Below are 25946 nucleotides of genomic sequence, written 5' to 3' on the forward strand. Positions count from 1 at the left end.
CATGCCACAGTTCGTCTTTCTCTGGACCGATACCTTTGTGCTGGCACTGTTTCTGGCCATGGCGCTTTACACCTGGCGCGTGGTCAGGCGTCCTGCTTTGCGCTCGGCCTGGGCCAGCGTGGCGCGTACACCGTCAGCCATGTGTGCAGCCGTATTCCTAATCTTTTTCCTGCTGGTCGGCCTGCTGGATTCCATTCATTATCGGCCGCTGTTACCGGCGGTTCCAGGGCAGGAGGCCAGCGCGCCCAGCTACGCGCCCGTGGCCCGCTCGGCCCTGGACGATATTTTAAAAAAAGCAGGGCTGACTGAGCTTGAAAAAACCTATTCCGCTCCCTTGGCACGTTTTCAGCTGACCAAAGAGAGCATGTTGATTGGTGGCCGGCCGGTTCGAGACTTCCCGCGTCTAGTCAATGCCGGGGTGGGCATGGACACACCCGTCGAGCATCAACGCGATATCTTGCGGCTAAGTGCCAAAGGGCTGGGCTGGGGCGTAGCCTCTAGCCTTGTTCTAGCCTTGCTGCTGACCCTTTGGGGACGCAAACAGTCTATGGAACCGGGCTGGGGGGCGGCTTGGCGGTACTGGTGGCAGGGGCAAGGTTTGGTCAACTGGCGGCTGGTCTGGTTCAGTGCCTGCGCCTTGATGCTGATGCTTTGCTTGGTCGTCAGCCTCAGCGCCAACTATTACGTGTTGGGCACGGATCGTACCGGCAACGACATTATCTGGCAGGCCCTGAAAAGTATACGTACCGCCTTGGTGATTGGCACCTTAACCACCTTTGCCATGTTGCCGCCCGCCATTATCCTGGGCTTGGCCGCAGGCTATTTCCGCGGCTGGGTGGATGATGTCATTCAGTACATCTACACCACCCTAACTTCCATCCCTGGGGTTTTGTTGATCGCCGCTTGCGTCTTGATGATGCAGGTTTATATCGACACTCATCCCGACAGCTTTGATACCGTAGCGGCCCGCGCTGACTTGCGCCTGTTCATGCTGTGCCTGATTCTGGGGCTGACTGGTTGGGCAGGCCTGTGCCGTCTGCTGCGTGCCGAGGTGTTGAAACTGCGCGAGCTGGACTATGTTCAGGCGGCTCAAGCCTTTGGTGTGGGCCACCTGCGCATCATGTTCCGTCACTTGCTGCCCAACGTGATGCACATCGTTTTGATTACCCTGATTCTGGAGTTTTCCGGCTTGGTGCTGTATGAAGCGGTGCTGTCCTATCTGGGTATAGGCGTGGACCCGAGCATGCCGTCTTTTGGGCGCATGATTGATGCCGCTCGCAGCGAGTTGTCCCGTGATCCTATTATCTGGTGGGGGCTGGCGGGGGCGTTTGTCATGATGTTGGGGCTAGTACTGTCTGCAAACATCTTTGCCGATGCGGTTCAAACTGCCTTTGATCCGCGTACCCGCCGTTTTAAAGCCTTGCGAGTGCGTCGCACAGAAGGAGCCAAGGTATGAGCCAGCTTGAAAGTGTCTCCGCCGTGAAACCCTCTGCCACACCCGCTGTGTTGAAGATCGATAAGCTGGAGCTGCGTGTACAGTCCGACGCTGGTATCCAGAGCGTGGTGCGTAATTTGTCCCTGGCCGTACAGCGAGGTGAAACCTTTGCCTTGGTGGGGGAGTCCGGCTGCGGTAAAAGCATGACGGCCATGGCGATTCTGCGTCTGTTGCCAGAGGCCGCCTGGATGCAGTCCGGCAGCATTGCTCTGGATGGACTGGAGCTACCGTTGTTGCCCGAGCAGCAAATGCAGGACGTGCGCGGCAAACGTGTCAGTGTGATTTTCCAGGAACCGTCCACCAGCCTGAATCCGGTCATGTCCATTGGGCGGCAGATCAGTGAGGTGATCCGACGTCACGCCGTGGTCCCTGCCGGACAGGAACGGGCAACGGCCATTAAATGGCTGGAACGCGTTGGCATTCCCGGCGCGGCACAACGGTACGACGACTTTCCCTTTCAGTTTTCTGGCGGACAAAAGCAACGCGTCATGATTGCGATTGCTTTGGCTGCGGAGCCTGATTTGTTGGTGGCTGACGAGCCCACCACAGCGCTGGACGTAACGGTTCAGGCGCAGATTTTGCAGTTGTTGTCCGATATACAGAAAGAGATGGGTCTAGCCATCTTGCTGATTACGCACGACTTATTGCTGGTGCGGCAGTATGCGGACTATGTGGCCTTGATGCGCCATGGGCAAATTGTGGAAGCGGGACTGGCCAGCCAGTTCTTTCTGCGCCCCAGTCACCCCTATGCAAAAGAATTGCTGGACGCTATTCCTACGTTTGAAAAACGTGGCCGGCCCTTGTCTCGCGCCGCCGCACCCATCGAGGCCGTGGCAGCGCGTAATAGCAGCAAAGAGCTGGTGCTGGATATCCAAAGCTTGTCAGTTGCCTATAAGCAGGCTGGGTCCTGGTGGCGGCGTTTGCCCGTCATTCCCGTGGTTAAGGATTTGAGCCTGCAACTGCATAAAGGTGAAACCGTAGCGTTGGTAGGCGAATCCGGCTGCGGTAAAAGTACTGTGGCGCGTACTTTGATGCGCTTGCTGGATCATCAGGCGCAGATCAGCGGGCAAGTGCACATGCAGGGGCAGAATGTCTTGCAGGTTAAAGGCAAGGCGCTGCGGCAACTGCGGTCACGCTTGCAGATCATTTTCCAGGATCCTTACGGCTCTTTGGACCCGCGCATGATGGTGGGCGATATTTTGCTGGAAGGCCTGACCGCGCTACGTCCCGACCTGGATACCCAGGCGCGTCGCAAACGTATTGAAACTTTAGTGGATCAGGTCGGTCTGCCTAAGAACGCCTTAGAGCGTTATGCACATGAGTTTTCCGGTGGGCAACGTCAGCGCATTGCCATTGCACGAGCTTTGGCGGTAGAGCCAGCCGTCCTGATTTGCGATGAGCCCACCTCTGCCCTAGATGTATCCGTACAGGCACAGATTCTGGATTTGATGCGCGAATTACAGATGGAACTGGGTTTGGCTTATTTGTTCATTACCCATAACTTCGGGGTGGTGGAATATCTGGCGGATCGCATTGCTATCATGGCCAAAGGCCGTATTGTGGAGCAGGGCAGTGCGCAGCAGGTATTGTTCAATCCACAGGAAGAGTTGACTCAGCGCTTGCTGGCCGCTGTTCCCCGTTAAGCCCCACTGCAGGCGGGGGTAGCGCTGATTCCCCCGGCACTTGTATGCCACAATACGGCGGTCTTTCCGCCCATTGATACACACATTATGAGTCTGAAGGTTTTTGATCTTGAATGCGAACTCGGCCATGTGTTCGAGGGTTGGTTTAGCTCACGCGATAGTTACGATGAGCAGCTTGGTCGTGGGCTATTGTGTTGCCCCGTCTGCGACAGCCATCAGGTCAAACGCAAGCTCTCGGCTCCGCGTATCAATGTGGGTGCTCAAGAAAGCATCAGCGCACCTGTCAGTAGTGCCCCAGTGCCAGCGCCCCTGCCTTCAACCATGCCGACCGAAGAGCAAATGCGGGCGATTCAAGGCCAGCTTTTACAAGAACTGCGCTCGGTCATTCGCAAGTCGGACAATGTGGGCACCCAGTTTGCTCAGGAAGCGCGTCGCATGCACGAAGGTGATAGTGAGCCGCGAGCCATACGCGGTCAGGCTACTGTGCAGGAATATCAGGATCTGGCTGAAGACGGCATTATTGCCATGCCGATTCCTGACTTTCTGGATGATGATCGCCTGCAGTAATTAGCTGCGTCATTTCTTTCAGCCGCCGATGCAAAGTGCTGCGATGCAAGCCCAAGGCACGCGCTGCTTGTGAAATATTCCCCTGATGCTGTTCCAAGGCCTGCTGCACGGCCGCGTATTCCTGTTCCTTCAAGGTTTGTGCCTTGGGAATAGTGCCGGGGACAGCAGAAATAGCGGTGTAGTTGCTGATTACGCGATTCGCGCTGTCCGGCGCAAGAGTCGGAGCCATCATGGAGTTATGTTCAGAGCGTAGACACGGCAGGGCAGGCAGATCTTGCGCCCGCCAGAGACGCCCGGGGGTATCCTGCACAATGATTTGCAAAAGTACCGAGCGCAGTTGGCGATAGTTGCCGGGCCAGTCATAGTCTTGCAGCCGCTGTAGGGCTTCTGGATGTAGCTGGGGCGCAGCCTGACCTTGGGCCAGTACAGTCAGCTCTTTGGAAATATAGTCGCCCAGGTCTGCACGTTCACGCAGGCTGGGCACCTTGCAGATGTAATCTTGCAGCCGGAAATATAAGTCAGCCCGGAATCGCCCATCGCATACCAAGGTTTCTAAAGGTTGATGACTGGCGCTGATCAGCTGGAAGTCCAGCCTGTGCGTACGTTCTGATCCCAGTGCCTGCACTTCACGCTCTTGCAGAACCCGCAGCAAGCGGCTTTGCAGACCTACTGGCATATCGCCAATCTCATCCAAAAACAGCACGCCACCATGAGCTTGACGCAATTTACCGGCATAGCCCTGACGACGCGCGCCGGTAAACGCGCCCGCCTCATAACCAAACAACTCAGCTTCAATCAGACTTTCGGGCAGTGCAGCGCAGTTAATGGCCACAAAAGGGCCGGACTGAGTCTTGTGGCGGCGATGCAGTTCACGTGCCATCCGTTCCTTACCCGAGCCGCTGGGGCCGCTTAGCAAGATAGACAAGCCCATTTGCATGGCTCGTACCGCCGGTTCTAGTGCATTTTCTTGTTGAGGAGAAAGCTGCGGGGTATCTGCCGTAACGCTTTGAGTTTGAACGGGACGGACAGGGGGGCGAGTTTTTGTCGCCGTGCTTAGGTGCAGCGTCACTGGCCGACTGGTGTTTTTGGCTTGATCCAATACTGAATTCAGATCCTGACCCGGCAGCTCCTGCCAATCCTGCCGCAATAAATGAGCCGCCAGTTCGTCGGCGGCCACAATCATGTCGTCCTCCAACACCAGACGACCGCTAAAAGCGCTATTGAGCAGGCCAGGGTCAGTATGCAGATGCAAAAGACGACGCGTCGGTGTGCACAGGGATTCCAGCATCTGACGGCTGATCTGACGAGCGTATAGCTGTGCCAAGTCCAGAGCGTAATGATGCTCCAGCTCCGACGGCCCGGAAATATCCAGCACACCGATAATCTGACCATACGGGTCGTAGATGGGGGCGGCATGGCAGCTCAAAATCCGGTTATCCGGCAGGTAATGCTGGCTACCATGAATCTTGATGGGCTGCGCGCAAACCAGGGCGGTACCAATTGCATTCGTGCCGCGATGATTCTCCGCCCAACTGACACCAGCCCGTAAGGCTACCTGCTCAGCCCGCTGTAAAAAATGCGGGTCGCCCGCCTGTTGCAACACCGTGCCTTGTGCATCGCACAATAAAACTAGGCTGCGATGCGGATGTACCAGCGCGGCCAAATCCTGAACGGCTGCAGAGGAGTGGTGCATCAAGTGGTGCTGCTGTTCCAATAACTGTCGCAGTGCGCCCTGACTCATGTCTCTAGGCGCGGCGCTTAGCTCCGACTCCATCGTCTGACAGCGCTCCCAGGACTGACGCCACATGGTTTCGTTGGTTTGCGGGCAAAACGAAGGTAAAGATGTCATCAGAGTGCTCCGGGAAGGGTGTCGCATCCTGCGACAGTGCACGCGTTTTGCGACAGTAGCTGTCGCAGCCTGCGACTGGAGGTCGTTCCATTATGGAGGCGGGCAAGCCCAGGAGCGAGTCGGGACAATCGCTACTTAGTTTGGCACGTTATTTGCTTTAGTTAAAACAGGATAAAGGCACCCCTAACCTTTCTCTACGGTGCGCGTCTTGTGACACTTAACTAAATCAATAAGGAGACATCATGAATCTGTCCGATCTCAAATCCATGGGCCTGGATCTGGAGTTCCCCTTCAAATCCCGTTACGACAACTATATTGGTGGCCGCTGGGTACCGCCGGTTGAAGGCGAGTATTTTGATAACGTCTCGCCAGTGACAGGCCAGGTGTTTTGCCAGGTGGCGCGTTCGGGTGCGGCTGATATCGACTTGGCCTTGGACGCCGCGCACAAAGTACGCAAGCAGTGGGCGAATACGTCACCTGCCGAACGCTCTGCTGTCTTGCTGCGCATTGCAGACCGTATCGAGCAAAACCTGGAACGTCTGGCTGTAGCCGAAACTATCGACAACGGTAAACCTATCCGTGAAACCCGTGCTGCTGACTTGCCCTTGGCTGTCGACCATTTCCGTTACTTTGCCGGTTGCCTGCGCGCTCAGGAAGGCAGCCTTTCGGATATCGACGGTACCACTGTCGCCTACCACTTCCATGAGCCTATCGGCGTGGTTGGCCAGATCATCCCTTGGAATTTCCCATTGCTGATGGCCGCCTGGAAACTGGCCCCAGCCTTGGCTGCCGGTTGCCCCATCGTCCTGAAGCCCGCCGAGCAAACCCCCGCGTCCATCCTTTTGCTGATGGAAATCATTGGCGACTTGCTACCTGCAGGCGTTCTGAACGTCGTCACCGGCTACGGAAAAGAAGCAGGCCATGCCCTGGCCAACTCCAAGCGTATCGCCAAAATCGCCTTCACCGGCTCCACGCCAGTTGGTCGAGAAATTCTGCACGCGGCGGCTGATCGCCTGATTCCTGCCACGGTAGAACTAGGTGGCAAGAGCCCCAACATCTTCTTTGAAGACGTCATGCAGGCTGATGACGCCTTCCTGGACAAAGCCCTGGAAGGTCTGAGCATGTTCGCCCTGAACCAAGGCGAGATCTGCACATGCCCATCACGCATCCTGATTCAGGAATCCATTTACGAACGCTTTATCGAGCGTGCCGTAGAGCGCGTCAAACGCATTCAAGCGGGCAATCCGCTGGACGCTGGAACCATGGTTGGCGCACAAGTCTCCGAGAAACAAATGGAACGCATCCTGGGTTATATCGATCTGGGCCGTGAAGAGGGCGCCCAACGCCTGGTTGGTGGTGAGCGCAATCGACTGGGTAAAGGCCTGGACGATGGTTTTTACATCAGCCCCACCATGCTGCTGGGTAAAAACAGCATGCGTACCTTCCAGGAAGAAATCTTCGGACCGGTGGCCGCTGTGACCACCTTCAAGGACGAAGAAGAAGCCATCGCCATCGCCAACGACACCGAGTTTGGTCTGGGTGCTGGCGTCTGGAGCCGCGACGGCTCGCGTGCCTACCGCGTAGGCCGTGGCGTTGAAGCTGGCCGCGTTTGGACCAACTGCTATCACCTGTATCCCGCTCACGCCGCCTTCGGTGGCTACAAGCAATCCGGCATCGGCCGCGAAACCCACAAGATGGCCCTCAATAACTACCAGCAAACGAAATGCTTGCTGGTCAGCTACAGCCCGAACGCCCTGGGCTTCTTCTGATCCTTTGATCTATTCGTAGTGTAGTCAGACCTCCCCCCATGCAATATGGGGGGATGCCCTTCTTGCGCGCTTGCTATGTGTTTATCCCAGAGGGCCGCAAGGAATCTCTTCGATCATCAATAAGGAATACGCACAATGACAGTCTCGGAATTCTTTATCCCTTCGCACAATATCCTGGGTCCCGGCGCGCTGGATCAGGCCATGCCGATTGTCGGGAAAATGGGTTTCAAAAAAGCTCTGATCATTACTGATGCCGATCTGGCCAAGCTGGGTATGGCGAAACTGGTGGCTGACAAGCTGATTGCGCAAGGTATCAATACCGCGATTTTTGATAAGGTGCAGCCTAATCCTACGGTCGGCAACGTCAATGCAGGCCTGGATGCCTTGAAAGCGCACGGCGCAGACCTGATCGTATCCCTGGGTGGCGGTTCGTCGCATGACTGTGCCAAAGGTGTCGCCCTGGTCGCCAGCAACGGCGGCAAGATTGCTGACTACGAAGGCGTAGATAAATCCGCCAAGCCGCAACTGCCACTGCTGGCAATCAACACCACAGCAGGCACAGCGTCAGAGATGACACGTTTCACCATCATCACCGACGAAACCCGCCACGTAAAAATGGCAATCATCGACCGCCACATCACACCCTTCCTGTCAGTGAACGATTCCGACCTGATGGAAGGCATGCCTGCATCGTTAACCGCTGCAACTGGCATGGATGCACTGACTCACGCCGTCGAAGCCTACGTCTCCACAATCGCCACCCCCATCACCGACGCCTGTGCGGTGAAAGTGGTAGAGCTGGTCGCCAAATATCTGCCCGTCGCAGTGCGTGAGCCACATAACAAGAAAGCTCGTGAACAAATGGCCTATGCGCAGTTCCTGGCAGGGATGGCATTCAATAATGCGTCGCTGGGTTATGTACACGCGATGGCGCACCAGCTAGGCGGTTTCTACGATCTGCCACATGGAGTCTGTAATGCACTGCTGCTGCCACATGTGCAGGCTTTCAATATGCAGGTGGCGGGGGAACGTCTGAATGAAATCGGCAAGCTGCTATCGGATAACAATGCAGATTTGAAAGGCCTGGATGTTATCGCAGCGATTAAAAAGCTGGCGGATATTGTGGGGATTCCGAAGTCGCTGGAAGAACTGGGCGTGAAGCGAGAGGATTTCCCGGTTCTGGCGGATAACGCGCTCAAGGATGTCTGTGGGGCAACTAATCCGATTCAGACAGATAAGAAGACCATTATGGGGATTTTTGAGGAGGCGTTTGGGGTGAGGTAGAGAGGAAGGGCTGAAAGCCCTTCCTTTTCTGCTTGCTGGATGACGAGGAGTCGTATTGGGTATGACTGCTTTCGACCCGAAGCCGCCTGTCGGCTTTACGCAGAGGGGAAGCTCACCTATTTGTACAGATCGGCAAGCAAAGCCCAACGCTCATGGTCTCGCCATTCGCCGTTTATGCAGAGATAGCTTGGCGAAAAGCCTTCATATTTGAAACCCACCCGACGCACAAGTGCGATCGAAGCTGCATTCCCAGGTTGGATGTTCGCCTCCAGCCGATGCAAGCCCAGTTCGCTGAAAGCATAGTCCACAGCCGCTCGTAGCACCTGAGTCATCAACCCGGTTCGGGCGAAATCCTGCATCCCGTAGTACCCGAGATATGCACTCTGAAAAGCCCCTGCGACTATCTCGTTAATGTTTACTACGCCAATAACTTTCTTAGATGCCACTTCTCGCGCAATGAGACCGACGTTCGGTCCAGTGAGGCCACGGGAAAACCAATTATCGAATCCCGCCTTATCCGTAAAGGGTGTGACCCAAGGCAAGTGGTAGTCTTGATTTGCTAAGTTAGCGGCAATTAAGTCGGCGGCGTCAGTGGGAGTCACTCGACGTATCTGAATGATGCTCATGGGTCTCCATCGTGTAAACATGGGCAGGCTTAGATTGTCACCGATCTGACCTCTCCCAATCAACGTCCGCTTGTGGCCGATTGCAGACTGTTGTGAAGTATGTCTATCACTCGGAATTAATCGTCACCTCATCCCCGGCATAGCACAAGAGTGCCCCCCATCCACCGGCAGACAAACTCCTGTAATAAACCCCGCCGCATCCGAAGCCAAAAACACCGCTGCATTCGCAATATCCCACGGCGTCCCTGTCCTCTTCATTGGCACCGCATTAGCCCTCTGCTCCTTGATATGTTCAACCGAATCATACTGAGCCGCAATCTGCTGATAAACCAGTGGCGTATCAATCACCCCTGGCAAAATGGCATTCGCCCGTATTCCTTTATCAGCAAACTCCAATGCCGTAGCAACGGTAGCCTGATTCAGCGCCGCCTTAGACGCGTAATAGGCGAAGTAAGAGTAGCCACTCCAACGGATTGAAGCCAGGGAAGATATATTAGTAATCACCCCTGAGCCTTGTTTCAGGAAGTGCGGCAATACAGCGCGGGTGGTTCGAAGAATAGATCCGACATTAATATCCATGGTCTTTTGAAATAGAGCATCGTCGATATCCAATGGCCCACCCGCAGGCGCAATGCCTACGTTGTTATGCAGGACGTCGATTTTCCCGAAATGTTCGATAGCTAAAGCGACTGTTCGTTCCACCGTTTCGGTATCACAAACATCCGCCTCCAAAGCCAGCGCTTCTCCACCTTCCCCAAGAATATGATCCGCACTGCGTTTAGCCGCCGCCAGATCCTTATCCACACAAACTACCTGTGCCCCAGCGCTGGCATACGCCACTGCCGCCGCTTTGCCGTTATTCCAATCCTCCAGCGGCGCACCCGCCCCAAAAATCAATACTGTTTTGCCTTGTAAGCTTTGCGTAAAAACGGCGGAGTTGTGCTGCTGTGTCATAGCCATATCTCTTACAGAAAACCAATCGAAATCCAGGGGAAGGCGACTACAAAGACCAGGCCAATCAGCAGGGCCAGCATGTAGCCCCAGATAGGTCGGATGCCTTCATCCGGATTAACTCGGGCGATGGCGCAGGCGGTGTAGTAACCGACGCCGAATGGTGGTGCGAACAGGCCCAGACCCATGGAGAGAATCACGATCATGGCGTAGTGCACGTCGTGCACTTCCATGACCCGGGCTATCGGGAAGAGCAGTGGACCGAAGAGCACAATGGCGGGGATGCCTTCGAGCAGGCTGCCCAGGACAATGAAGGCAATCACCGATACGATTAGAAAGCCAGTGCGGCCTCCGGGCAGGGTTTGCATGAATTGGGCCAGCTCGCGGGAGAAGCCAGATTGGGTCAAGGCCCAGGCCATGCCGGACGCGGCGCCGATGATGATCAGGATGGCTCCCGACAGCACAGCGGTATCCACCAGCATGGGGTAGAGCTTGCGCCAGTCGAATTGGCGGTAGATCACCAGGCCCGCGATCATGGCGTAGACGATGCCGATGGTGGAGACTTCGGTTGCCGTGGCCACGCCTTTAACAACGGCAGCACGGATGACGAAGGGCAGGGCCAGTGCAGGCAGGGCGATCAGAAAAAGCTTCAGGGCTTCTTTGGCGGGTGTGCGCTGAATGTTGGACAGGTCCTCGTGGCGATTGCGCCAGCCTACGACCACACACAGGCCGATACCCAGCACCAGCGCAGGCAACATGCCGCCGGTAAACAGAGCAGCGATAGAGACACTGGCAACCGAGCCAATCGTGATCAGCACAATAGACGGTGGGATGGTTTCTGTTTGTGCGCCAGTTGCGGATAGCAGGGCGACCAGTTCGCCTTCTTTGGCGCCGCGCTTGGTCATTTCCGGGAACAGGGCCGGGGCGATGGCGGCCATATCAGCGGCTTTGGAGCCAGAGATACCGGACACCAGATACATGGCGCCAATCAATACATAAGACAGTCCACCTTTGACGTGACCCAGGAGGCTGGCCAGAAACTGCACCATGGCGCGTGCCATACCGGTCATCTCTAGCAACAGGCCCAGGAAAATAAAGGTGGGGATGGCTAGCAGCATCAGGTGCGACATGCCTTCGTCCATGCGACCAACCAGGGTCATCACGGGAACGCGGGTGGTCAGGGCCAGATAGCCCAGTGTGGCCAGTGCAAAGGTAAAAGCAATAGGTACGCTGGCTAGTACGCTGACACCCACAATCAGTACAAAGAAAATTACCAGATTCAGGTAGCCCAGCCCTTGTAGGTAGGGTTTGATCATCCAGACCACTAAAGCCAGAGCAAATACACTCAAGACGGCCCAAATTGCTTTAGGTCGGCGTATGACTTCCGCCATCTTGCCCAGACCAAAGATCAGCGCTAGCCCAAAACCCACCGGCAGGGCCGAGGCACGCCAAGCGTTGGGGATTTCTAGGGCAGAGGTGGTGATGAAGGCCTCTTCCATCGCAAAATCAATCGCCGGATACAGGATCAGGGCGAAGAACAGCGTGGTGGCCGTGATGGCAAAAGCGGTAAAAAAGGGCTCCCATTCGCTACCCAGGCGCGAGACCACGGCGGTCATGCGCATATGGGAAAAGCGATAAGTCGCCAGGGCAGCCCCAAAGGTGGTCAGCCACAGGAAAAGAATGCCGCCCAGCTCGTCGGACCAGGTCAGTGGGGAGTGGAATACATAGCGCGACACCACGCCCGAGAGCAAAAGAACAATGACTAAGGCCAGCAAAATCGCACTGATAAAGGCCGTCGCTTTAAACAAGCAAGTTTCAAATTTCTGCCACAGTGATGGCCGTTCCTGTATCTGCAGGTTCTGACTGTCATTTGTCATTGTGCTGTGCCCTTAACTTATAAACTTCCGACCACCGATTCCAATTGCTCCCAGCCTGCTGCCGGGAATTTCTTCTTCCATTCAGCATAGAAACCGGCATCAATCAGACGCTGCTTGAAGGCGGTGGTATCAGCCTGAACAAATTGCATGCCTTTGCCTTCCAGATCGCTTTGTAGTTGCTCGGACAGGGACAGCAAGTCGGCACGTTCCTGCACGGCGCTCTGGTTCAGGTTCTTGCGCACGATTTCCTGAATGTCTTCCGGTAGACCGTCGAAGTTGCGGCGGTTGGCTAGCAGCCAGAAACCGTCCCACATATGGTTGGTCATGGCGCAGTACTGCTGCACCTCATATAGCTTCAGGGTGGAAATCACGGCCAGCGGGTTCTCCTGGGCATCCACAATTTTGGTCTGCAAGGAGGAGTACAGCTCGTTGGCGTTGATGGTGGCCGGAGCGGCGCCTAGGGAGCTGAACAGCGAGGTCCACATGGAGGAGGGCGGAACGCGGATCTTCATGCCGCTGATGTCAGCGGGCGTGGCGGCGGCGCGGCCCGAGCTGGTGATCTGGCGGTAGCCGTTGTCCCAGATTTTTTCAAAGGCGAACAGCGAGCGGGTTTTAGCGATCTCGGCGCGAATAAATTCGCCCAGACCGCCGTCCATGGCTTTCCAGACTTGGTCGTAGTCTTTGAACGCAAAGCCTAAGCCGCTAATGGCGCTGGAGGGGACCAGGGTGGAGAGCACTACGCCGGACAGGCATAGGAAATCAATAGCACCTGAGCGGATTTGGCTCATCACATCGGTCTGCGAACCTAATTGGTCTGAGGGGAAAATGCGTAGGTCAAAGCGCCCGTTTGTTTGTTCCCGAATACGGTCTGCGGCTTCAACCAGGCGGATATGCAGGGGGTGATGGGTAGGCACGCTATGAGCAATGCGATACTCGAACTCGGCTGCCTGGGCGGATTTGGAAAAGCTCAATGCCCAAGGTAGGGCGCTACTGGCAGCGACTGTTTTCAGAAATGCGCGACGCTTCATTTTTTAATCTCCCGTGGGGTCCATTTAATGGACCTATAGATTTATGTAAGCTGACCTTCCGCATTACAAGACAGGCCGTAAGTTAGGACAACCTAGTATTTTTACCTACGAGATTTACGTAAATATTTAATATACTGCCCAAAATGCTTAGCTAAAGGGCAGTTCATGTATTCCAATCTGAATCACTAAATGGTCCAATATACGGACCTATATTATAAAGAGTGTGAAAAATGGATTCCAAAGAGAGCCCAGAGTCGATTTCTGCCAGTCAAACCCTGGATAGAGCCGTGCACGTTATGCAGGTGGTCGTTGGTCTTCGTAACCAGGGTATAGGCTTGAGTGATGTCGTGAAAAAGGTTGAGCTGACCAAGCCCACCACCCGTCGCCTTTTGCTGGCTTTGATGGGGAATGGCTTGATCGAGCAGGACCCGGTATCGCGCAAGTATTTCCCCGGCCCGGAGATTTATTCCCTAGGGCTGATGGCAGCGCATCGTTTTGGTATTCAGCGCATTGCCGAACGCAGCTTGGCGCGCATTGCCAAGGTGTCGGGTGACAGTGCCTTGCTGAGCGTGCGGCGTGACTATGAAACCGTGTGTCTGTCGCGCGAGGAAGGGCATCACCCCTTGCGTTCGCATGTGCTGCAACCGGGGGACCGTCACCCCTTGGGGTGCGGGGCCAGCGGGATCGCATTTCTGGCTGCCATGAGCGATGAGCAGATTGGTGAGGCCTTGGAGGCGAATGCGGAACGTTTGCGCCATTACCCGCAACTGAGCACCGACATTCTGTGGGATCTGGTGGCCGAGACTCGTGAACAAGGCTATGCCTTTAACCGCGGTTTTATTTTTGAGGGCTCTTGGGGGGTGGCGGTGTGTGTGTCTCATCCCACCAGTGGTATGCCTGCTTCTCTGGCGATTGCCAGTGTAGAGAGCCGTTTGCGCAATAAGCGACATGAAGAGTTGGTGGCGCTGTTGATGGAAGAAAAAGCCGTCATCGAGTCCATGAAGATTGGGGAGCAAGTTACTGGCCCTTGAGGTGCCGTTTTGGCTTTTCAGGGGTGAGTGATTCATTGATCAAATTTTTACGTTCAAGGAAAACTATGTCTGGACACGCATGTATTGTGGGATGGGCACATACCCCGTTTGGAAAGCTGGATAACATCGACATTGAAGAATTGATTCAAGCCGTGGTCAGGGATTCGATTGCGCACGCGGGCATACAGGCCAGCGATATCGACTTTGCTGCCGTGGGTGTCTATAACAATGGCTTGAATCCTCAAGGCTTTGAGGCCGGATTGCTGTCCCTGCATCAGCCGGATCTGCGTTTTACGCCTGCTGTGCACGTGGAAAATGCGTGCGCCACGGGCAGTGCTGCCATCCATAGCGTGATGGATGCCATTGAAAGTGGCCGTGCCCGCATTGGTATTGCCATCGGGGCAGAAAAAATGACAGGTGTGCCGCCTACCCGCATCCCTGAAATTCTTAGCTCCGGTTGCTACCGAAAGGAAGAGGACAATCCTCTGGGGTTTGCGGGAATCTTTGGTCAGATCACCCAGGCGTATTTTGATCGGTATGGCGATCACAGTCATTCCCTGGCGCAGATTGCTGCCAAGAACCACATCAATGCCTTGGCTAATCCTTATGCCCATGTTCGCCGTGATCTGGGTCTGGAGTTCTGCGATCAGGTTTCGGAAAAGAATCCTTTGGTTGCTGGTCCGCTGCGCCGTACCGACTGCTCCATGGTGTCTGACGGCGCTGCTGCCCTGATTCTGGCCGACGAAGAAACTGCCCGTGCCTTGCGCCGCGCAATTCGCTTCCGTTCCCGTGTGCAGGTGAATGATTTCATGCCTTTGTCGCGTCGCGACCCGATTGCGTTTGAAGGGGCGCATCGTGCCTGGCAACAGGCTTTGTCCAAGGCCGGTGTGGGTATTCTGGATCTGGATCTGGTGGAAACTCACGACTGCTTTACCACGGCTGAAATGCTGGAGTACGAAGCCATGGGCCTGGCCCCGCGTGGCGAGGGCTGGAAGGTGATTCTGGAAGGTCGCACCCGTAAAGATGGGCAACTGCCTGTGAACGTGTCTGGTGGCTTGAAGGCACGCGGTCATCCTTTGGGTGCAACCGGTGTCTCCATGCACGTCATGGCTGCCATGCAACTGGCTCAGGAGGCCGGTGATATGCAATTGCCGCAGGCCGAGCTGGCGGGCATCTTCAATATGGGTGGTGCAGCGGTGGCTAACTATGTCTCGATTCTGGAACGCTTGAAATGATGACAAACGCCGTGGTACAGCCCATGTCGAATCGGGCCATGAATTTGTCGCATCTGCTGACTCAGAATGCTCGCCGCTTGCCGGATCAGCCTGCGCTGATCTGGGGCGAGGAAAGCTGGAGCTGGAAGGAGCTGGACGCGCAGGTGTCAGCGTTGGCGGCGGGCCTGAAGGCCCGTGGCGTGCAGGCTGGCAGTGCTATTTTGGTGCACTCCAAAAATAGCAATGAGATGTTCCTCTCCATGTTCGCCGCCTTCCGTCTGGGGGCGATTTGGGTGCCAACCAACTTCCGCGTCAAACCGGAAGAGTTGCTGCATATGGTGGAAGTCTCCGGCAGCACGGTGTTTCTGTGTCAGACAGATTTTCCTGAGCATGCAGAAACCGTCACCCAGCATTTCCCGGATATGGATTTGATGTGGTTACGCGGCACGCCAGAGCCCAAGGATTCGCGTCCGCTGGTACGGGATTTGTTGGAGCAGCATAGCGGTGCTCACACTCCCAATCAGGATGTGTTTTCCAACAGCCCTTGCTGGTTGCTGTTTACGTCCGGGACGACGGGCAAACCCAAAGCAGCCGTGTTAACGCATGGGCAGATGGCGTTTGTTCTGACGAATCACTTAGCCGATCTCTTACCGGGAACGCGGTGTGAAGATGGTGGTCTGGTATTGGCTCCCTTATCGCATGGGGCGGGCGTGCATCAGTTGAATCTTGTGTTGCGTGGTGCGAAAACTGTACTCTTGCCGGGCGACAGTTTCAGTACCGAGCAAGCCTTTGCCTTGATCGAAAAGTACAAGCTCAGCACCTTGTTCACGGTGCCAACGATTTTGAAATTGCTGGCCGAGTGCCCGCATATCGATCAGTACGATCACTCCAGCCTGCGCCATGTGATTTATGCTGGTGCGCCCATGTACGAGGCGGATCTACGTCTGGCGTTGGAAAAGTTCGGCCCTGTGCTGGTGCAGTACTACGGCCTGGGCGAGGTGACGGGCAATATCACCGTACTGCCACCTTTTGATCACCAGGACGCTGATGGCAGCATCAGTCATCCTGCCAGCTGTGGTTACGAGCGTACCGGTATGCAAGTGTCCATTCAGGATGAGCAGGGCCGGGAAGTAACGTATGGTGAAACCGGGGAAGTCTGCGTGATTGGCCCAGCCGTGTTCGCGGGCTACTACAACAATCCCAAGGCCAATACCGAGTCCTTCCGCAATGGCTGGTTTCGCACGGGCGATATCGGCCATATGGACGAGCGCGGCTATGTGTATCTGACCGGCCGAGCTTCGGATATGTACATTTCCGGCGGTTCCAATATCTACCCGCGCGAGATCGAAGAATACATTCTGCTGCATGGCGCGATTACCGAGGTGGCGGTAGTGGGTGTGCCGGATCGCCAGTGGGGCGAAGTTGGGGTAGCGGTTTGTGTATTGAAAGAAGGCGCGGCTTTGACTGAGGCAGAGCTGCGTACCTGGCTCACAGACCGCATCGCCCGCTACAAGATGCCCAAGTACATCCAGTTCTGGGATGCTCTGCCCAAGTCTGGCTACGGCAAGGTTCCCAAGCGTATGGTGAAAGAGGAACTGCTGAAATCTCTGCCTCAGTTGGCGCAGGAGACACCATGCTAAGAGAGGTCAAGCATCCTGGAACCAGGCGTGCGCAGCCGTATATGCTTGCCTCTTGCCAGACGGACAGCTATGTACAGACCTTGCGGGCTGGGCATTCCTTGCTGGATGCCTTTCGGCTCGCGGGAGAGACACATGATTTGTACAGCGCGGTCGGGCGTTTCAAGGGCGGGCAATTTGCGGATCTGCATTATGTGATGCCAGCGCTGTCTTCATCGCCCGAGCATTCGGTGTACTACAGCCAGCATTACACCCACCCCGGCCCGGTGCAGATTGAGCAGGCCAGTGTGACCCTGGGGCGTAATCGTGAAGGCGAACTCTGGTTGCATTGCCATGCTGCCTGGCGCGATGCAAAAGGGCTATTGCAGGCTGGGCATATTCTGCCGGATCAAACTATTTTGGGTGGCTCGCCGGAACTGGACATTACCTATGTGCGTGGGGCTGCGTTTGAGACTGTGCCGTGTCCAGAGACGAATTTCAGCTTGTTCACGCCGGTGGCCAGGCCTGAGCTGCTGCCGGCCCAGGCTCAGCCCGAAAGCCCCAAAAGCTGGATCGTGACCTTGGCTCCGAATCAGAACATCTCGGCTGTCTTGCGAGATATTTGCCGGGAACTGGGTCTGACGCGTGCTGATATTCGTGGTGGCGTCGGGAGTCTGGTGGGGGCGATTCTGGAACCGGAGCTTGTGGTTGAGCCCTTCGTCACTGAAGTCCTGATCGAGGAAGGGCGAATTGATCTCAGCCTGCCCGCCGATCAGCAAGTGCAGGTGGATGTGATCATTATTGATTACCAGCACGGTGTGCATCGTGGTCGTTTGAAGCCGGAGGTGAATTCGGTTCTAGTCACCTTTGAAATGGTTCTGGAGGCAGCCTGATGCAAAATTCCTGGATGGTCGTGACGGGGGCGGCGTCAGGCATTGGGCAGGCAACCGTTGAGCTGTTGCTGGAGCAGGGCGCGTATGTGCTGGCTCTGGACAATAACGCCGAGAAATTGGCGGCTTTGAGGGAGCAGTTCAAGCACTATGGTGATCATCTAGCCGCCGAGCTGCTGGATATTACCGACGAGGTACGCATTGGCCCTTTGCTGCAACACTATCACGCACAACGTCCCGTAGGCGGGCTGGTGAATTCCGCCGGGTTCGGGCGGGACGTGACGTTTCTGGATACGGACTCTGCCTTGCTACGAGCGACCTTCGAGGTGAATGTGCTGGCGGCTTTCAGTATCAGTCGGGAAGCGGCCTTGCTGATGCGTGCGCACAAGCAGGGCGCGATTGTGCATATTTCCTCGGTATCCGGTCTGGTAGGCAACCGAGGGCGTGCAGCGTATGGCATCACCAAGGCGGGTTTGATCAATCTGACGCAGGTAATGGCCAATGAGTTGGCTCAGGAAGGGATACGGGTGAACTGTGTGTGTCCCGGTCCCATCATGACGCCATTGGCCATGCAGGTGCATACGGAACAGGTGCAGGAAACCTGGAAGTCTGCCGTACCCATGCATCGCTATGGCACACCGCGTGAAGTGGCGCAGGCGATCTGTTTTTTGCTGGATACAGAAAAAACGGCATATATGACGGGGCAGATTATCAGCGTGGACGGTGGTTTTGTGAACACCGGTTTGCTGGCCTGAGATTTATGTGCTGAATCGAGCAGGCAGGAAAAAGGGGCTGTAAAGACAGCCCCTTTTTTTGCGTGTGCAGCACTGGGCTACACAGCGTCTTACTTACATCACGCGGCTACGGTATTCGTCAGTGCGTGTGTCGATTTCGATCTTGTCGCCGATATTGCAGAACAAAGGCACGCTGATTTCTTTACCTGTGTTGATCTTGGCAGGCTTCAGGACTTTACCGGAAGTATCGCCTTTCACAGCAGGTTCGGTGTAGGTGATTTCGCGCACGATGATGGTGGGCAATTCAACCGAGATAGCACGACCTTCGTAGAAAACAGCCTCAACGGTCATGTTTTCTTCCAGGTAGTCCAGGGCGTCGCCCATGCTCTCTGCTTCGATTTCGTACTGGTTGTACTCTTCGTCCATGAAAACGTACATGGGGTCAGCGAAGTAGGAGTAGGTGCATTCGCGCTTTTCAAGCTGGACAACTTCAAGTTTTTCGTCAGCTTTATACACGGCTTCACTGTTCGAGCCGGTCAGCAGGTTCTTGAACTTCAGTTTGACAACGGCGGAGTTGCGACCGGATTTGTTGTATTCCGTTTTCTGAACGACCAGAGGGTCGCCATTGACCATCGCGACGTTACCAACGCGCAGTTCTTGTGCGGTTTTCATTAAAAAAACTCCGAATGGGACAGGCTCCGCCAAACGCAGTGTCAGGGAGCTTTTAAGAAGTAATCGGCTATTTTAGCGGTTTCGGGCGACTTGGGTATAAAAACTCAGCAAGCTGTTGGCCAAATCGGCTTGTTCGGCTAGTTTTGCACTGTATGCACGGGCTTCTTGTTGCCATAGATGCAACACCTGGGGTTCCAGGCACCGTGCCAGTGCGGCGGTGGAGCCGGCTTGATCGGCACTGCTCCAGCCCAGATGCAGGGCCTGGGCAGCTTCGGGCAAGGTTCCAGTGTCCAACCAGGCTTGGAGCTTGTCCAGATGGGCTTGCTCTTCTTGCACGTAGGGTTGCCACAACATGGGCTGGCCGGCCCAGATGGCTCGTACCAGCGAGTCTTCACCACGCACAATATTTAGCGCACTGCGCCAGAGCAGGGGATCAAAGTCGGCTTGATCGACGGCGGGGATGCGCTGGATCAGCAACTGGCCTTGGGCTAGCTCCGGAATGCGTAGAGCGACGGACTCGGGCACCAGCAACAGGGTTTTCTGCTCAAGTGTGGATAGCACTTCTGGCAGGGTCAGTACCGGTGCATCCGGGTAGCAGAACAGGAACATTTGCTGCATCTCGCCCTTGAGCAGGGCTTGTATGTGTTCCTGTGCCACCCCCAGGCGATTCAGCATGGCTTGGTAAGCCTGGTCGTCCTGTTGAAAGGCGTCGCGGCGGGTCAGCAGGTCGGCCTCACGTAAGAGCCCCCCTGTTTGTGGGATAAAGCCCGGGAAAAAGAAATATTTTTTGGCGCCGTTTGCTTGTGGGGAGGGCAGGCCGTGGCAGCCCTGCACCCAAGGTTCAGCGCTTAAATAATCCAGGTTGATCCAGACGTGCTCCGCGTCGTTCAGCGGTCGCGTCATCGGCTCTGGAGGCTCGCAGGCGAAGGCTTCAATAATAAAAGGGTAGGGGGGCGGGTAAGCGTGGCGGTCCGGATGCCAGTGTTCGATCTGCACACCTTGCACGTGCTGGCTTTGCAGGTCGCAGCGTACATCGGCCTGGATACGGGCAAAGCTGTGCAGATCGTCAACCCATAGGCGCAGCTGGGCCACTTCTGCTTGGGCGGCCAGCTGGCGGGCCAGCCGCCAGCACACGCCTATATCACCCAGATTGTCGATAACTCGGCAAAACAGGTCAATAGATATAGGTTGGGAAGCAGTGACGGTATTCAATTTAGTGCAGTTGTACGGGGTCCAGATCGATTTCGTCGGGCAGTTCCGGGTGCTGCATCTCGCCATTGATGTCCGGGAAGAAAGGCGCATTGCAATCGTCGCAGGTCTCGGTCGAATGCAGGCCGGGCAGGCGCTGAATCTGGATCAGGCCTAAGGTGCTGAGCAGGGCGGCAATGACATCAGGAATATCAACGTGGTCTTCGCTATGGAAGGAGGATTCGGCCTCTTCCTGGCTTAACACTGGCCAGATACAGCCATAGATGACGGTGGGCGAGGAGATGGTACTAAAACCCACGCGATATTCTTCGATCTGTTCTTCACCGCAAGCGACGATGACGGCACGCAAGTGATCAGGTGATAGTTTGACGGCGGTTTGCAACCAGGTGATGCCTGCTTTCAGGGCTAGCGGGCGGATTTCGCGGTCTGATTCGCGATTGTTCACGTAGTAGGCGTTAGGGGCTAGAAACTGCAATTGGCAGCCAGTAAACAAGGGCGTGACGATGGCGGAGTAGCGCTCTATCCATTGCTCTACGAGGCGCAGCTGTTCGGTCTGCAGGGCCTCCGCATTTTGTTGCCAACGGAATAAGGGCTGCCCCACGGGGGCCAGGGCGACACCAATCAGAAAGCGGGCATCGGCCAGCAGGCTGCTGGCTTCTTCCGGCTTATTCAGGGGGACGGCTTCCTGGCTGCGGCCCAGGGCTTGCGCGGTCAGGCTGCGAGTCCATTCGTAGGTCTGCTGGTAGGTCTGGGGCATCTCGTCGTAATTGACCAGATTGGGCAGCAGGGTACACATCGTGCCTTCGGCCAGAATGGTTTCGCGCAAGGCCTTTTCCAGCTCTTGGTGCTGTTGTGGTTTGAGCGTGCCTTGAGGCAATTGGTAACGTGTCCAGGCGGTCAGTGGCGCGGAGAACAACAGGGCGTCGTACAGCACGCCATCGTGCTCGATTTGCTGGCATTCGGCGTGGGACTCGGCCAGTTCCATCAGAATTTCGTAATGCTGGCTTTGCTGCTCGCTGCCCAGTAGCTCCAGGGTTTGCTCGACGATGCTGTTGCGCCGTCCGCTATAGAGTTTGTCCAGCGTTTGAGCGGTTAGCCCTTGCCAGTAGCGATCTTCGATCTGCGAGCCGGAACGGACCAGCGCGTCCGTGTAATTGAGCAGGCGCTGAATCTCTTTGGGTTGTTGGGCGAGCAGTTTGGAATTGAGTTGCGACATGGACTTACAAAACCGGTATAGGGACAAGCTAGTTTACCCTTTGCCACGACCCGGGTGTGTGAATGAGGGTAGCCCCCTAGGAGCGGTCGTGAAATGAAAAAACCGCCGCATCCGGAAATGCGGCGGCTTCTGCTTCGATCCGGCGCTACCAACCGCGATTAGTACAGCACGCTGGGCAGCCAGAGGCCAATGCCGGGGAACATATACAGGATGATGATAGCCAGGATCTGGATGCCCATGAATGGCATCATGCCCAGGAATATCTGGTTCAGGGTGACATGGGGTGGCGAGACGCCCTTTAAGTAGAAAGCCGACATGGCGACCGGCGGCGATAGGAATGCCGTTTGCAGGTTCAGGGCGACCAGCAGACCGAAGAACAGCGGGTCGATCTGGTAGTGGGCCAGCAGCGGCAGGAAAATGGGCATGAAGATAATAATGATCTCGGTCCATTCCAGTGGCCAGCCCAGCAGGAAAATGACAATCTGCGCCAGGATCATGAACTCGATGGGAGTCAAATCCATTGACAGCACCCAGTTATTAATCAGTTCTTGGCCGCCTAGCAAGGCAAAGGCAGCCGAGAAAATACTGGAGCCGACAAACAGCCAGCAGACCATGGCACTGGTCTTGGCACTGAGGTACACCGATTCGCGCACCATGGAGAAGTTCAATCGGCGATAGGCGAAGGCCAGCAGGATGCCCCCTAAGGCCCCCATCGCCGCCGCTTCGGTGGGGGTGCAAAGACCGATGACGATACTGCCCAGCACGGCCAGAATTAGGATGGTCAGCGGAAAGAACGAGCTGAGCAGCATCTTGAAGATTTCCAGCCGTGCGAAGTTCAGCATTGCGTAGTAGCACAGCAATGCCAGACTGCCAACGATCAGAAATATCCAGAACGTCATGGGCGCGGCTCGGCGCTCTGCCGTAGTGACTTCTTCGGCGGTTTCTGTCTCCGCGGTAGGGGTCTCTGAGTCCAGTTCGTTGGCACCCAGCGCCGCGAGCGGCTCACTGCCTTCAGGTTCAGACAAACCGCCAGCGCCTGGAGGTTCTGCCAGTCCGCCGCCACTGTAGTCGCTGCCGAAATCGTTGAAACCGCCGCCCATTTCCTGCAACTCGTAGTGCTCGGCTGTCTTGGGTGCGGTGACCGATTGATAGCTAAAGCCCATGATTGCAAAGAAAATTACAGCGGGCAGCAGGGCGACCGCCAGGTTCTTGAGCAGTAGTTGCATGGGGACGTTGATGTTGCGAGGTCCCTTCATCGCACTAATCAGGCCGGGCACGGCACGGTCCGTGATGGTCTCCTTGATGACTTTTGCGAATTCCGGCAGCGGCACGATCCGGTCTTCTGGAGACAGGGGCGGCGCGACGCTGGGTCTGAGCTTGGCCAGGATGATGACGTACAGCACGTACATGACGGCCAGCATCAGGCCAGGGAAAAAGGCACCGGCATACAGCTTCACGACCGAGACGCCAGCGACGGCGCCGTATAGGATCAGCAGCACGGAGGGCGGCAGCAGGATACCCAGGCAGCCCCCGGCGGTGATGGAGCCGGCAGTCAGTTGTACGCTGTAGCCCGCCCGCAACATGGCTGGCATCGCCAGTAACCCCATCAGTGTCACTACGGCGCCCACGATACCCGTGGCCGTGGCAAAGATGGCGCAGGTGACAATGGTGGCCACAGCTAAGGAGCCCGGGACTCTAGCCATGGCCAGGTGCATGCCCTGGAATAGACTCTGGATCAGGTTGGCGCGCTCAACCAGGTAACCCATGAAGATGAACAGGGGTACCGCAATCAGCACATCATTGGTCATGACGGCGTAGGTGCGTAGGACCATCAGGTCCAGGGTTTGCTGGATAGCTTGCTGTGTGCCCATGTCTCGATAGGCGAACCAGGTGAAGATCACTCCCATCCCCATCAGCGTAAAGGCCGTGGGAAAGCCCAGCATGATGGTGACGACAATCAGGGCCAGCATCAGCAGGCCCAAGTGGCCGTTGCTCATGTCGGCAGGGGCTGGCATGAAGATGGCGATGCTCAAGACGATCCCGGTCAGTATGGTGAGCCCGAACCAGATTTCTTTTCTCATGTTGGGCTCCCTTTCTTTCCGTGTTCAGTCACAAAGACATCCAGCTTTTTAATATCGTCGCTTTTGACATCGACCATATCCATGAGCTTGTCTACATCGACTTCTTCAACGTCCTTGTCGCGCGATGGCCATTTTCCGTCTCGCAGGCAACGTACGCAGTACACCATCTCCACGAAGCTTTGCAGCAGAAGGCAGAAACCTGCCAGCGGGATGATGGCTTTAAACGGATAGATGGGTGGCCCATTCGCCGTGATATTTGAGTGCTCCATGATGGACCAGGACTCGGCGGCGAAGTAGAAACCGGCCCAGAACATGGCGACGACCCCTGGAATGAAGAACAAGATGTACAGGATCAGATCCAGGCCCGCTTGCAGGCGGGGCGGGAAAAAACCGTACAGCACATCCCCTCGGACATGGCCGTTCTTGGAGAGCGTGTAGGCACCTGCCATCATGAACAGGCCGCCGTACAGCATGTTCATCATGTCAAAGGCCCAGGCGTGTGGGTTGGACAACACGTATCGCGAGAAGACTTCGAACGAAACGAACAGGGTCAATGCCAGGACTAGCCAGCCGAACAACTGGCCTATCCACGTATTGAACCGGTCGATGAAGACCAGAAGTTTCTGCATGGTAAGTTCACCTTGCTAGCGCGGAAAGGGTCTGATGTGTGTCGGCTGCAGGATTGGGCGCGGCCGGCCTGGAGTAGGGGAGGAGGCGTCATCCACATCCGGGTGGATGGGATGACGTGCTGCGATTACCGCTAGAGGGTCAGCTCTTGGCTTGAGGAGCCTTGCGACCGAAGTAGTGGTTGTAGGCCATACGGCGGTTGTTGTTGGTATCCATGTCCCACGCCATGGCGCGTGCCGCGAACGCACGTTGCGATGCGTCGATTTCCTTGAACAGGGGGTTGGTCTCGGCTTTCTTGGCGACGATCTGGTCCCACACGATCAACTGTTGTTGCAGGATGGTGTCGGGTGTTTTGTAGAATTTGACGCCGTCTTCCTTTTGCAGACGCTGGTAGTCCTGCGAGTAACGGTCAACCGCTTTCCAGGACATGTCGGCCGATGAGGCCTCGACAGCGTTGTCAACGATGGCCTTTAGTTGTGTCGGCAGCGCGTTGTACTTGTCCTTATTGAACATGATCTCGAAGGTTTCCGAGGCCTGGTGGAAGCTTTGCAGCATGCAAACCTTTGACACGTCCGGGAAGCCCAGGGCGCGATCCGATGCGGCGTTGTTGAATTCGGCACCATCGAGCAGTCCGCGATCCAGGGCAGGGACGATTTCACCACCTGGCAATGCGTTTACAGCGGCGCCCATTTCGGTGAACAGGTCGATAGCCAGGCCATTAGTGCGGAACTTCAGGCCCTTGAGGTCTTCGGTTTTGGTGATGGGTTTTTTGAACCAGCCGAACGGCTGAGTGGGCATCGGGCCGGTCAGGAACGAGACGACATTGCCACCGATGGCATCGTAGAGCTTGGCCAGCAACTCCTTGCCGCCGCCGTATTTGTGCCATGCCAGCACCATATTGGCGTCCATGCCAAAGGCTGGCCCCGACGAAAATAGAGCCAAGGCGTTCTGCTTGCCGTAGTTGTAGCCCAGTACGCCGTGACCGCCGTCCAGCGTGCCCTTGGAGACGGCATCAAGCAGGCCAAAGGCCGGTACGACGGCCCCTGCAGGCAGGACCTCGATTTTCAGGTCGCCACCGGTCATGTCGTTGACCTTTTTGGCGAAATCAAGGGCGAATTCGTGGAAGATATCGACAGTGGGCCAGGTGCTTTGGAATCGGAAGTTGGTGGGGCCCTGCGCGCGAGCGATGGCAGGAAAGCCCATCGTTGCTGCAGCCGCGGTGCCGGCTGCAGCACCGCTCAGGAACTTGCGCCGGGAAGCGCCAGTTTGTTCGTGGGGCGCGGTGCTTTTTTTGATCCTGTTTCTCATGGGGTGTGTCTCCGAAGTGGCTGTAAGCGTTCGAGAGCAAACTGCAGCAATCTGATGCTGTTTCAGCTTTATTTCAGTCTTCTTTCAGTTTGCTTTCAGCTTTATATGCGATTCAAACGCCAGCCGTACATAAGGAGTAACCACAATACCTGTAGGGGTATACCCGCGAGTAAGTAGCCGTAGATGTGCGCACTGATCACTACGGGTGGCCCCTGACATCGACGCTTTTTGCATGCCCCTTTGGGGAGAGTTATTTCAA

Annotated in this window: 21 protein-coding genes; 10 read left to right on the forward strand and 11 right to left on the reverse strand. The window is 56.0% G+C overall.

What is annotated here, in order from left to right:
• Nucleotide 1: 1 nt before the first annotated feature.
• From IE156_RS08590 to IE156_RS08600, 3 genes are all read left to right on the forward strand, one after another.
• Complete coding sequence (locus IE156_RS08590; RefSeq protein WP_189392089.1) at nt 2-1456, forward strand: ABC transporter permease; 1455 nt, start codon at nt 2-4, stop codon at nt 1454-1456.
• A complete protein-coding gene (locus tag IE156_RS08595; RefSeq protein WP_189392090.1) occupies nt 1453-3138 on the forward strand; it encodes an ABC transporter ATP-binding protein in 1686 nt (561 codons plus the stop codon). The genes IE156_RS08590 and IE156_RS08595 overlap by 4 nt, the downstream gene beginning before the upstream one ends.
• Nucleotides 3139-3225: 87 nt before the next feature.
• The gene (locus tag IE156_RS08600) at nt 3226-3705 is read left to right on the forward strand and encodes a DUF1178 family protein (protein ID WP_189392091.1); all 480 of its coding nucleotides are present in this window, start codon (nt 3226-3228) and stop codon (nt 3703-3705) included.
• Here the strand turns inward: IE156_RS08600 and IE156_RS08605 are convergent.
• Nucleotides 3656-5554, reverse strand: a complete 1899-nt coding sequence (locus IE156_RS08605) for a sigma-54-dependent Fis family transcriptional regulator (RefSeq protein ID WP_189392092.1) — start codon at nt 5552-5554, stop codon at nt 3656-3658. The two genes, IE156_RS08600 and IE156_RS08605, sit on opposite strands and share 50 nt — an antisense overlap.
• A 242-nt stretch (nt 5555-5796) precedes the next feature.
• Between IE156_RS08605 and exaC the strand changes: the two genes are divergently transcribed.
• Together exaC and IE156_RS08615 are read left to right on the forward strand one after the other, a co-directional pair.
• On the forward strand, nt 5797-7323 hold the full coding sequence (gene exaC, locus IE156_RS08610) for an acetaldehyde dehydrogenase ExaC (protein ID WP_189392093.1): 1527 nt from the start codon (nt 5797-5799) through the stop codon (nt 7321-7323).
• Between the two features lie 135 nt (nt 7324-7458).
• Complete coding sequence (locus tag IE156_RS08615) at nt 7459-8607, forward strand: iron-containing alcohol dehydrogenase (protein ID WP_189392094.1); 1149 nt, start codon at nt 7459-7461, stop codon at nt 8605-8607.
• Between the two features lie 116 nt (nt 8608-8723).
• Here IE156_RS08615 and IE156_RS08620 read toward each other — a convergent pair whose 3' ends face one another.
• The 4 genes from IE156_RS08620 to IE156_RS08635 all read right to left on the reverse strand — a co-directional run bounded on the left by IE156_RS08620 (nt 8724) and on the right by IE156_RS08635 (nt 13089).
• Nucleotides 8724-9233, reverse strand: coding sequence for a GNAT family N-acetyltransferase (locus IE156_RS08620; protein WP_189392095.1), 510 nt, complete (start codon nt 9231-9233; stop codon nt 8724-8726).
• A gap of 123 nt (nt 9234-9356) precedes the next feature.
• On the reverse strand, nt 9357-10187 hold the full coding sequence (locus IE156_RS08625; protein WP_189392096.1) for an SDR family NAD(P)-dependent oxidoreductase: 831 nt from the start codon (nt 10185-10187) through the stop codon (nt 9357-9359).
• Between the two features lie 11 nt (nt 10188-10198).
• The gene (locus IE156_RS08630; protein ID WP_189392097.1) at nt 10199-12061 is read right to left on the reverse strand and encodes a TRAP transporter large permease; all 1863 of its coding nucleotides are present in this window, start codon (nt 12059-12061) and stop codon (nt 10199-10201) included.
• Nucleotides 12062-12078: 17 nt separating this feature from the next.
• Nucleotides 12079-13089, reverse strand: a complete 1011-nt coding sequence (locus IE156_RS08635) for a TRAP transporter substrate-binding protein (RefSeq protein WP_189392098.1) — start codon at nt 13087-13089, stop codon at nt 12079-12081.
• 230 nt (nt 13090-13319) lie between these two features.
• On the opposite strand from IE156_RS08635, the gene IE156_RS08640 reads away from it, so the two are divergent.
• From IE156_RS08640 to IE156_RS08660, 5 genes are all read left to right on the forward strand, one after another.
• Entirely contained in the window at nt 13320-14120 is an 801-nt protein-coding gene (locus tag IE156_RS08640; protein WP_189392099.1) for an IclR family transcriptional regulator, read from the forward strand.
• Between the two features lie 65 nt (nt 14121-14185).
• A complete protein-coding gene (locus IE156_RS08645) occupies nt 14186-15355 on the forward strand; it encodes an acetyl-CoA acetyltransferase (RefSeq protein ID WP_189392100.1) in 1170 nt (389 codons plus the stop codon).
• Nucleotides 15352-16974 (forward strand): acyl-CoA synthetase, encoded by a 1623-nt coding sequence (locus IE156_RS08650; protein ID WP_308430471.1) that lies wholly within the window; start codon nt 15352-15354, stop codon nt 16972-16974. The genes IE156_RS08645 and IE156_RS08650 overlap by 4 nt, the downstream gene beginning before the upstream one ends.
• A 41-nt stretch (nt 16975-17015) precedes the next feature.
• Nucleotides 17016-17843 carry a PPC domain-containing DNA-binding protein gene (locus tag IE156_RS08655; protein WP_189392101.1) on the forward strand — a complete coding sequence of 276 codons (828 nt, stop codon included), beginning with the start codon at nt 17016-17018 and terminating at the stop codon, nt 17841-17843.
• Complete coding sequence (locus tag IE156_RS08660; RefSeq protein WP_189392102.1) at nt 17843-18595, forward strand: SDR family NAD(P)-dependent oxidoreductase; 753 nt, start codon at nt 17843-17845, stop codon at nt 18593-18595. Before IE156_RS08655 ends, IE156_RS08660 begins: the two co-directional genes overlap by 1 nt.
• Nucleotides 18596-18688: 93 nt before the next feature.
• Here the strand turns inward: IE156_RS08660 and efp are convergent, their stop codons facing one another.
• The 6 genes from efp to IE156_RS08690 form a co-directional block, all read right to left on the reverse strand.
• Entirely contained in the window at nt 18689-19246 is a 558-nt protein-coding gene (gene efp, locus IE156_RS08665) for an elongation factor P (RefSeq protein ID WP_189392103.1), read from the reverse strand.
• 72 nt (nt 19247-19318) lie between these two features.
• The gene (gene earP, locus IE156_RS08670; RefSeq protein WP_229841136.1) at nt 19319-20458 is read right to left on the reverse strand and encodes an elongation factor P maturation arginine rhamnosyltransferase EarP; all 1140 of its coding nucleotides are present in this window, start codon (nt 20456-20458) and stop codon (nt 19319-19321) included.
• 1 nt (nt 20459) lies between these two features.
• Nucleotides 20460-21671: a DUF2863 family protein gene (locus IE156_RS08675; RefSeq protein WP_189392104.1), complete on the reverse strand. Its 1212-nt coding sequence runs from the start codon at nt 21669-21671 to the stop codon at nt 20460-20462.
• A 158-nt stretch (nt 21672-21829) separates the two neighbouring features.
• A complete protein-coding gene (locus IE156_RS08680) occupies nt 21830-23752 on the reverse strand; it encodes a TRAP transporter large permease (protein WP_189392105.1) in 1923 nt (640 codons plus the stop codon).
• Nucleotides 23749-24381, reverse strand: a complete 633-nt coding sequence (locus IE156_RS08685) for a TRAP transporter small permease subunit (protein WP_189392106.1) — start codon at nt 24379-24381, stop codon at nt 23749-23751. Before IE156_RS08685 ends, IE156_RS08680 begins: the two co-directional genes overlap by 4 nt.
• Before the next feature lie 139 nt (nt 24382-24520).
• Complete coding sequence (locus tag IE156_RS08690; protein ID WP_189392107.1) at nt 24521-25687, reverse strand: TRAP transporter substrate-binding protein; 1167 nt, start codon at nt 25685-25687, stop codon at nt 24521-24523.
• Nucleotides 25688-25946: the final 259 nt, after the last annotated feature.

This window comes from Alcaligenes pakistanensis (assembly GCF_014652815.1).
GTDB lineage: Bacteria > Pseudomonadota > Gammaproteobacteria > Burkholderiales > Burkholderiaceae_B > Alcaligenes > Alcaligenes pakistanensis.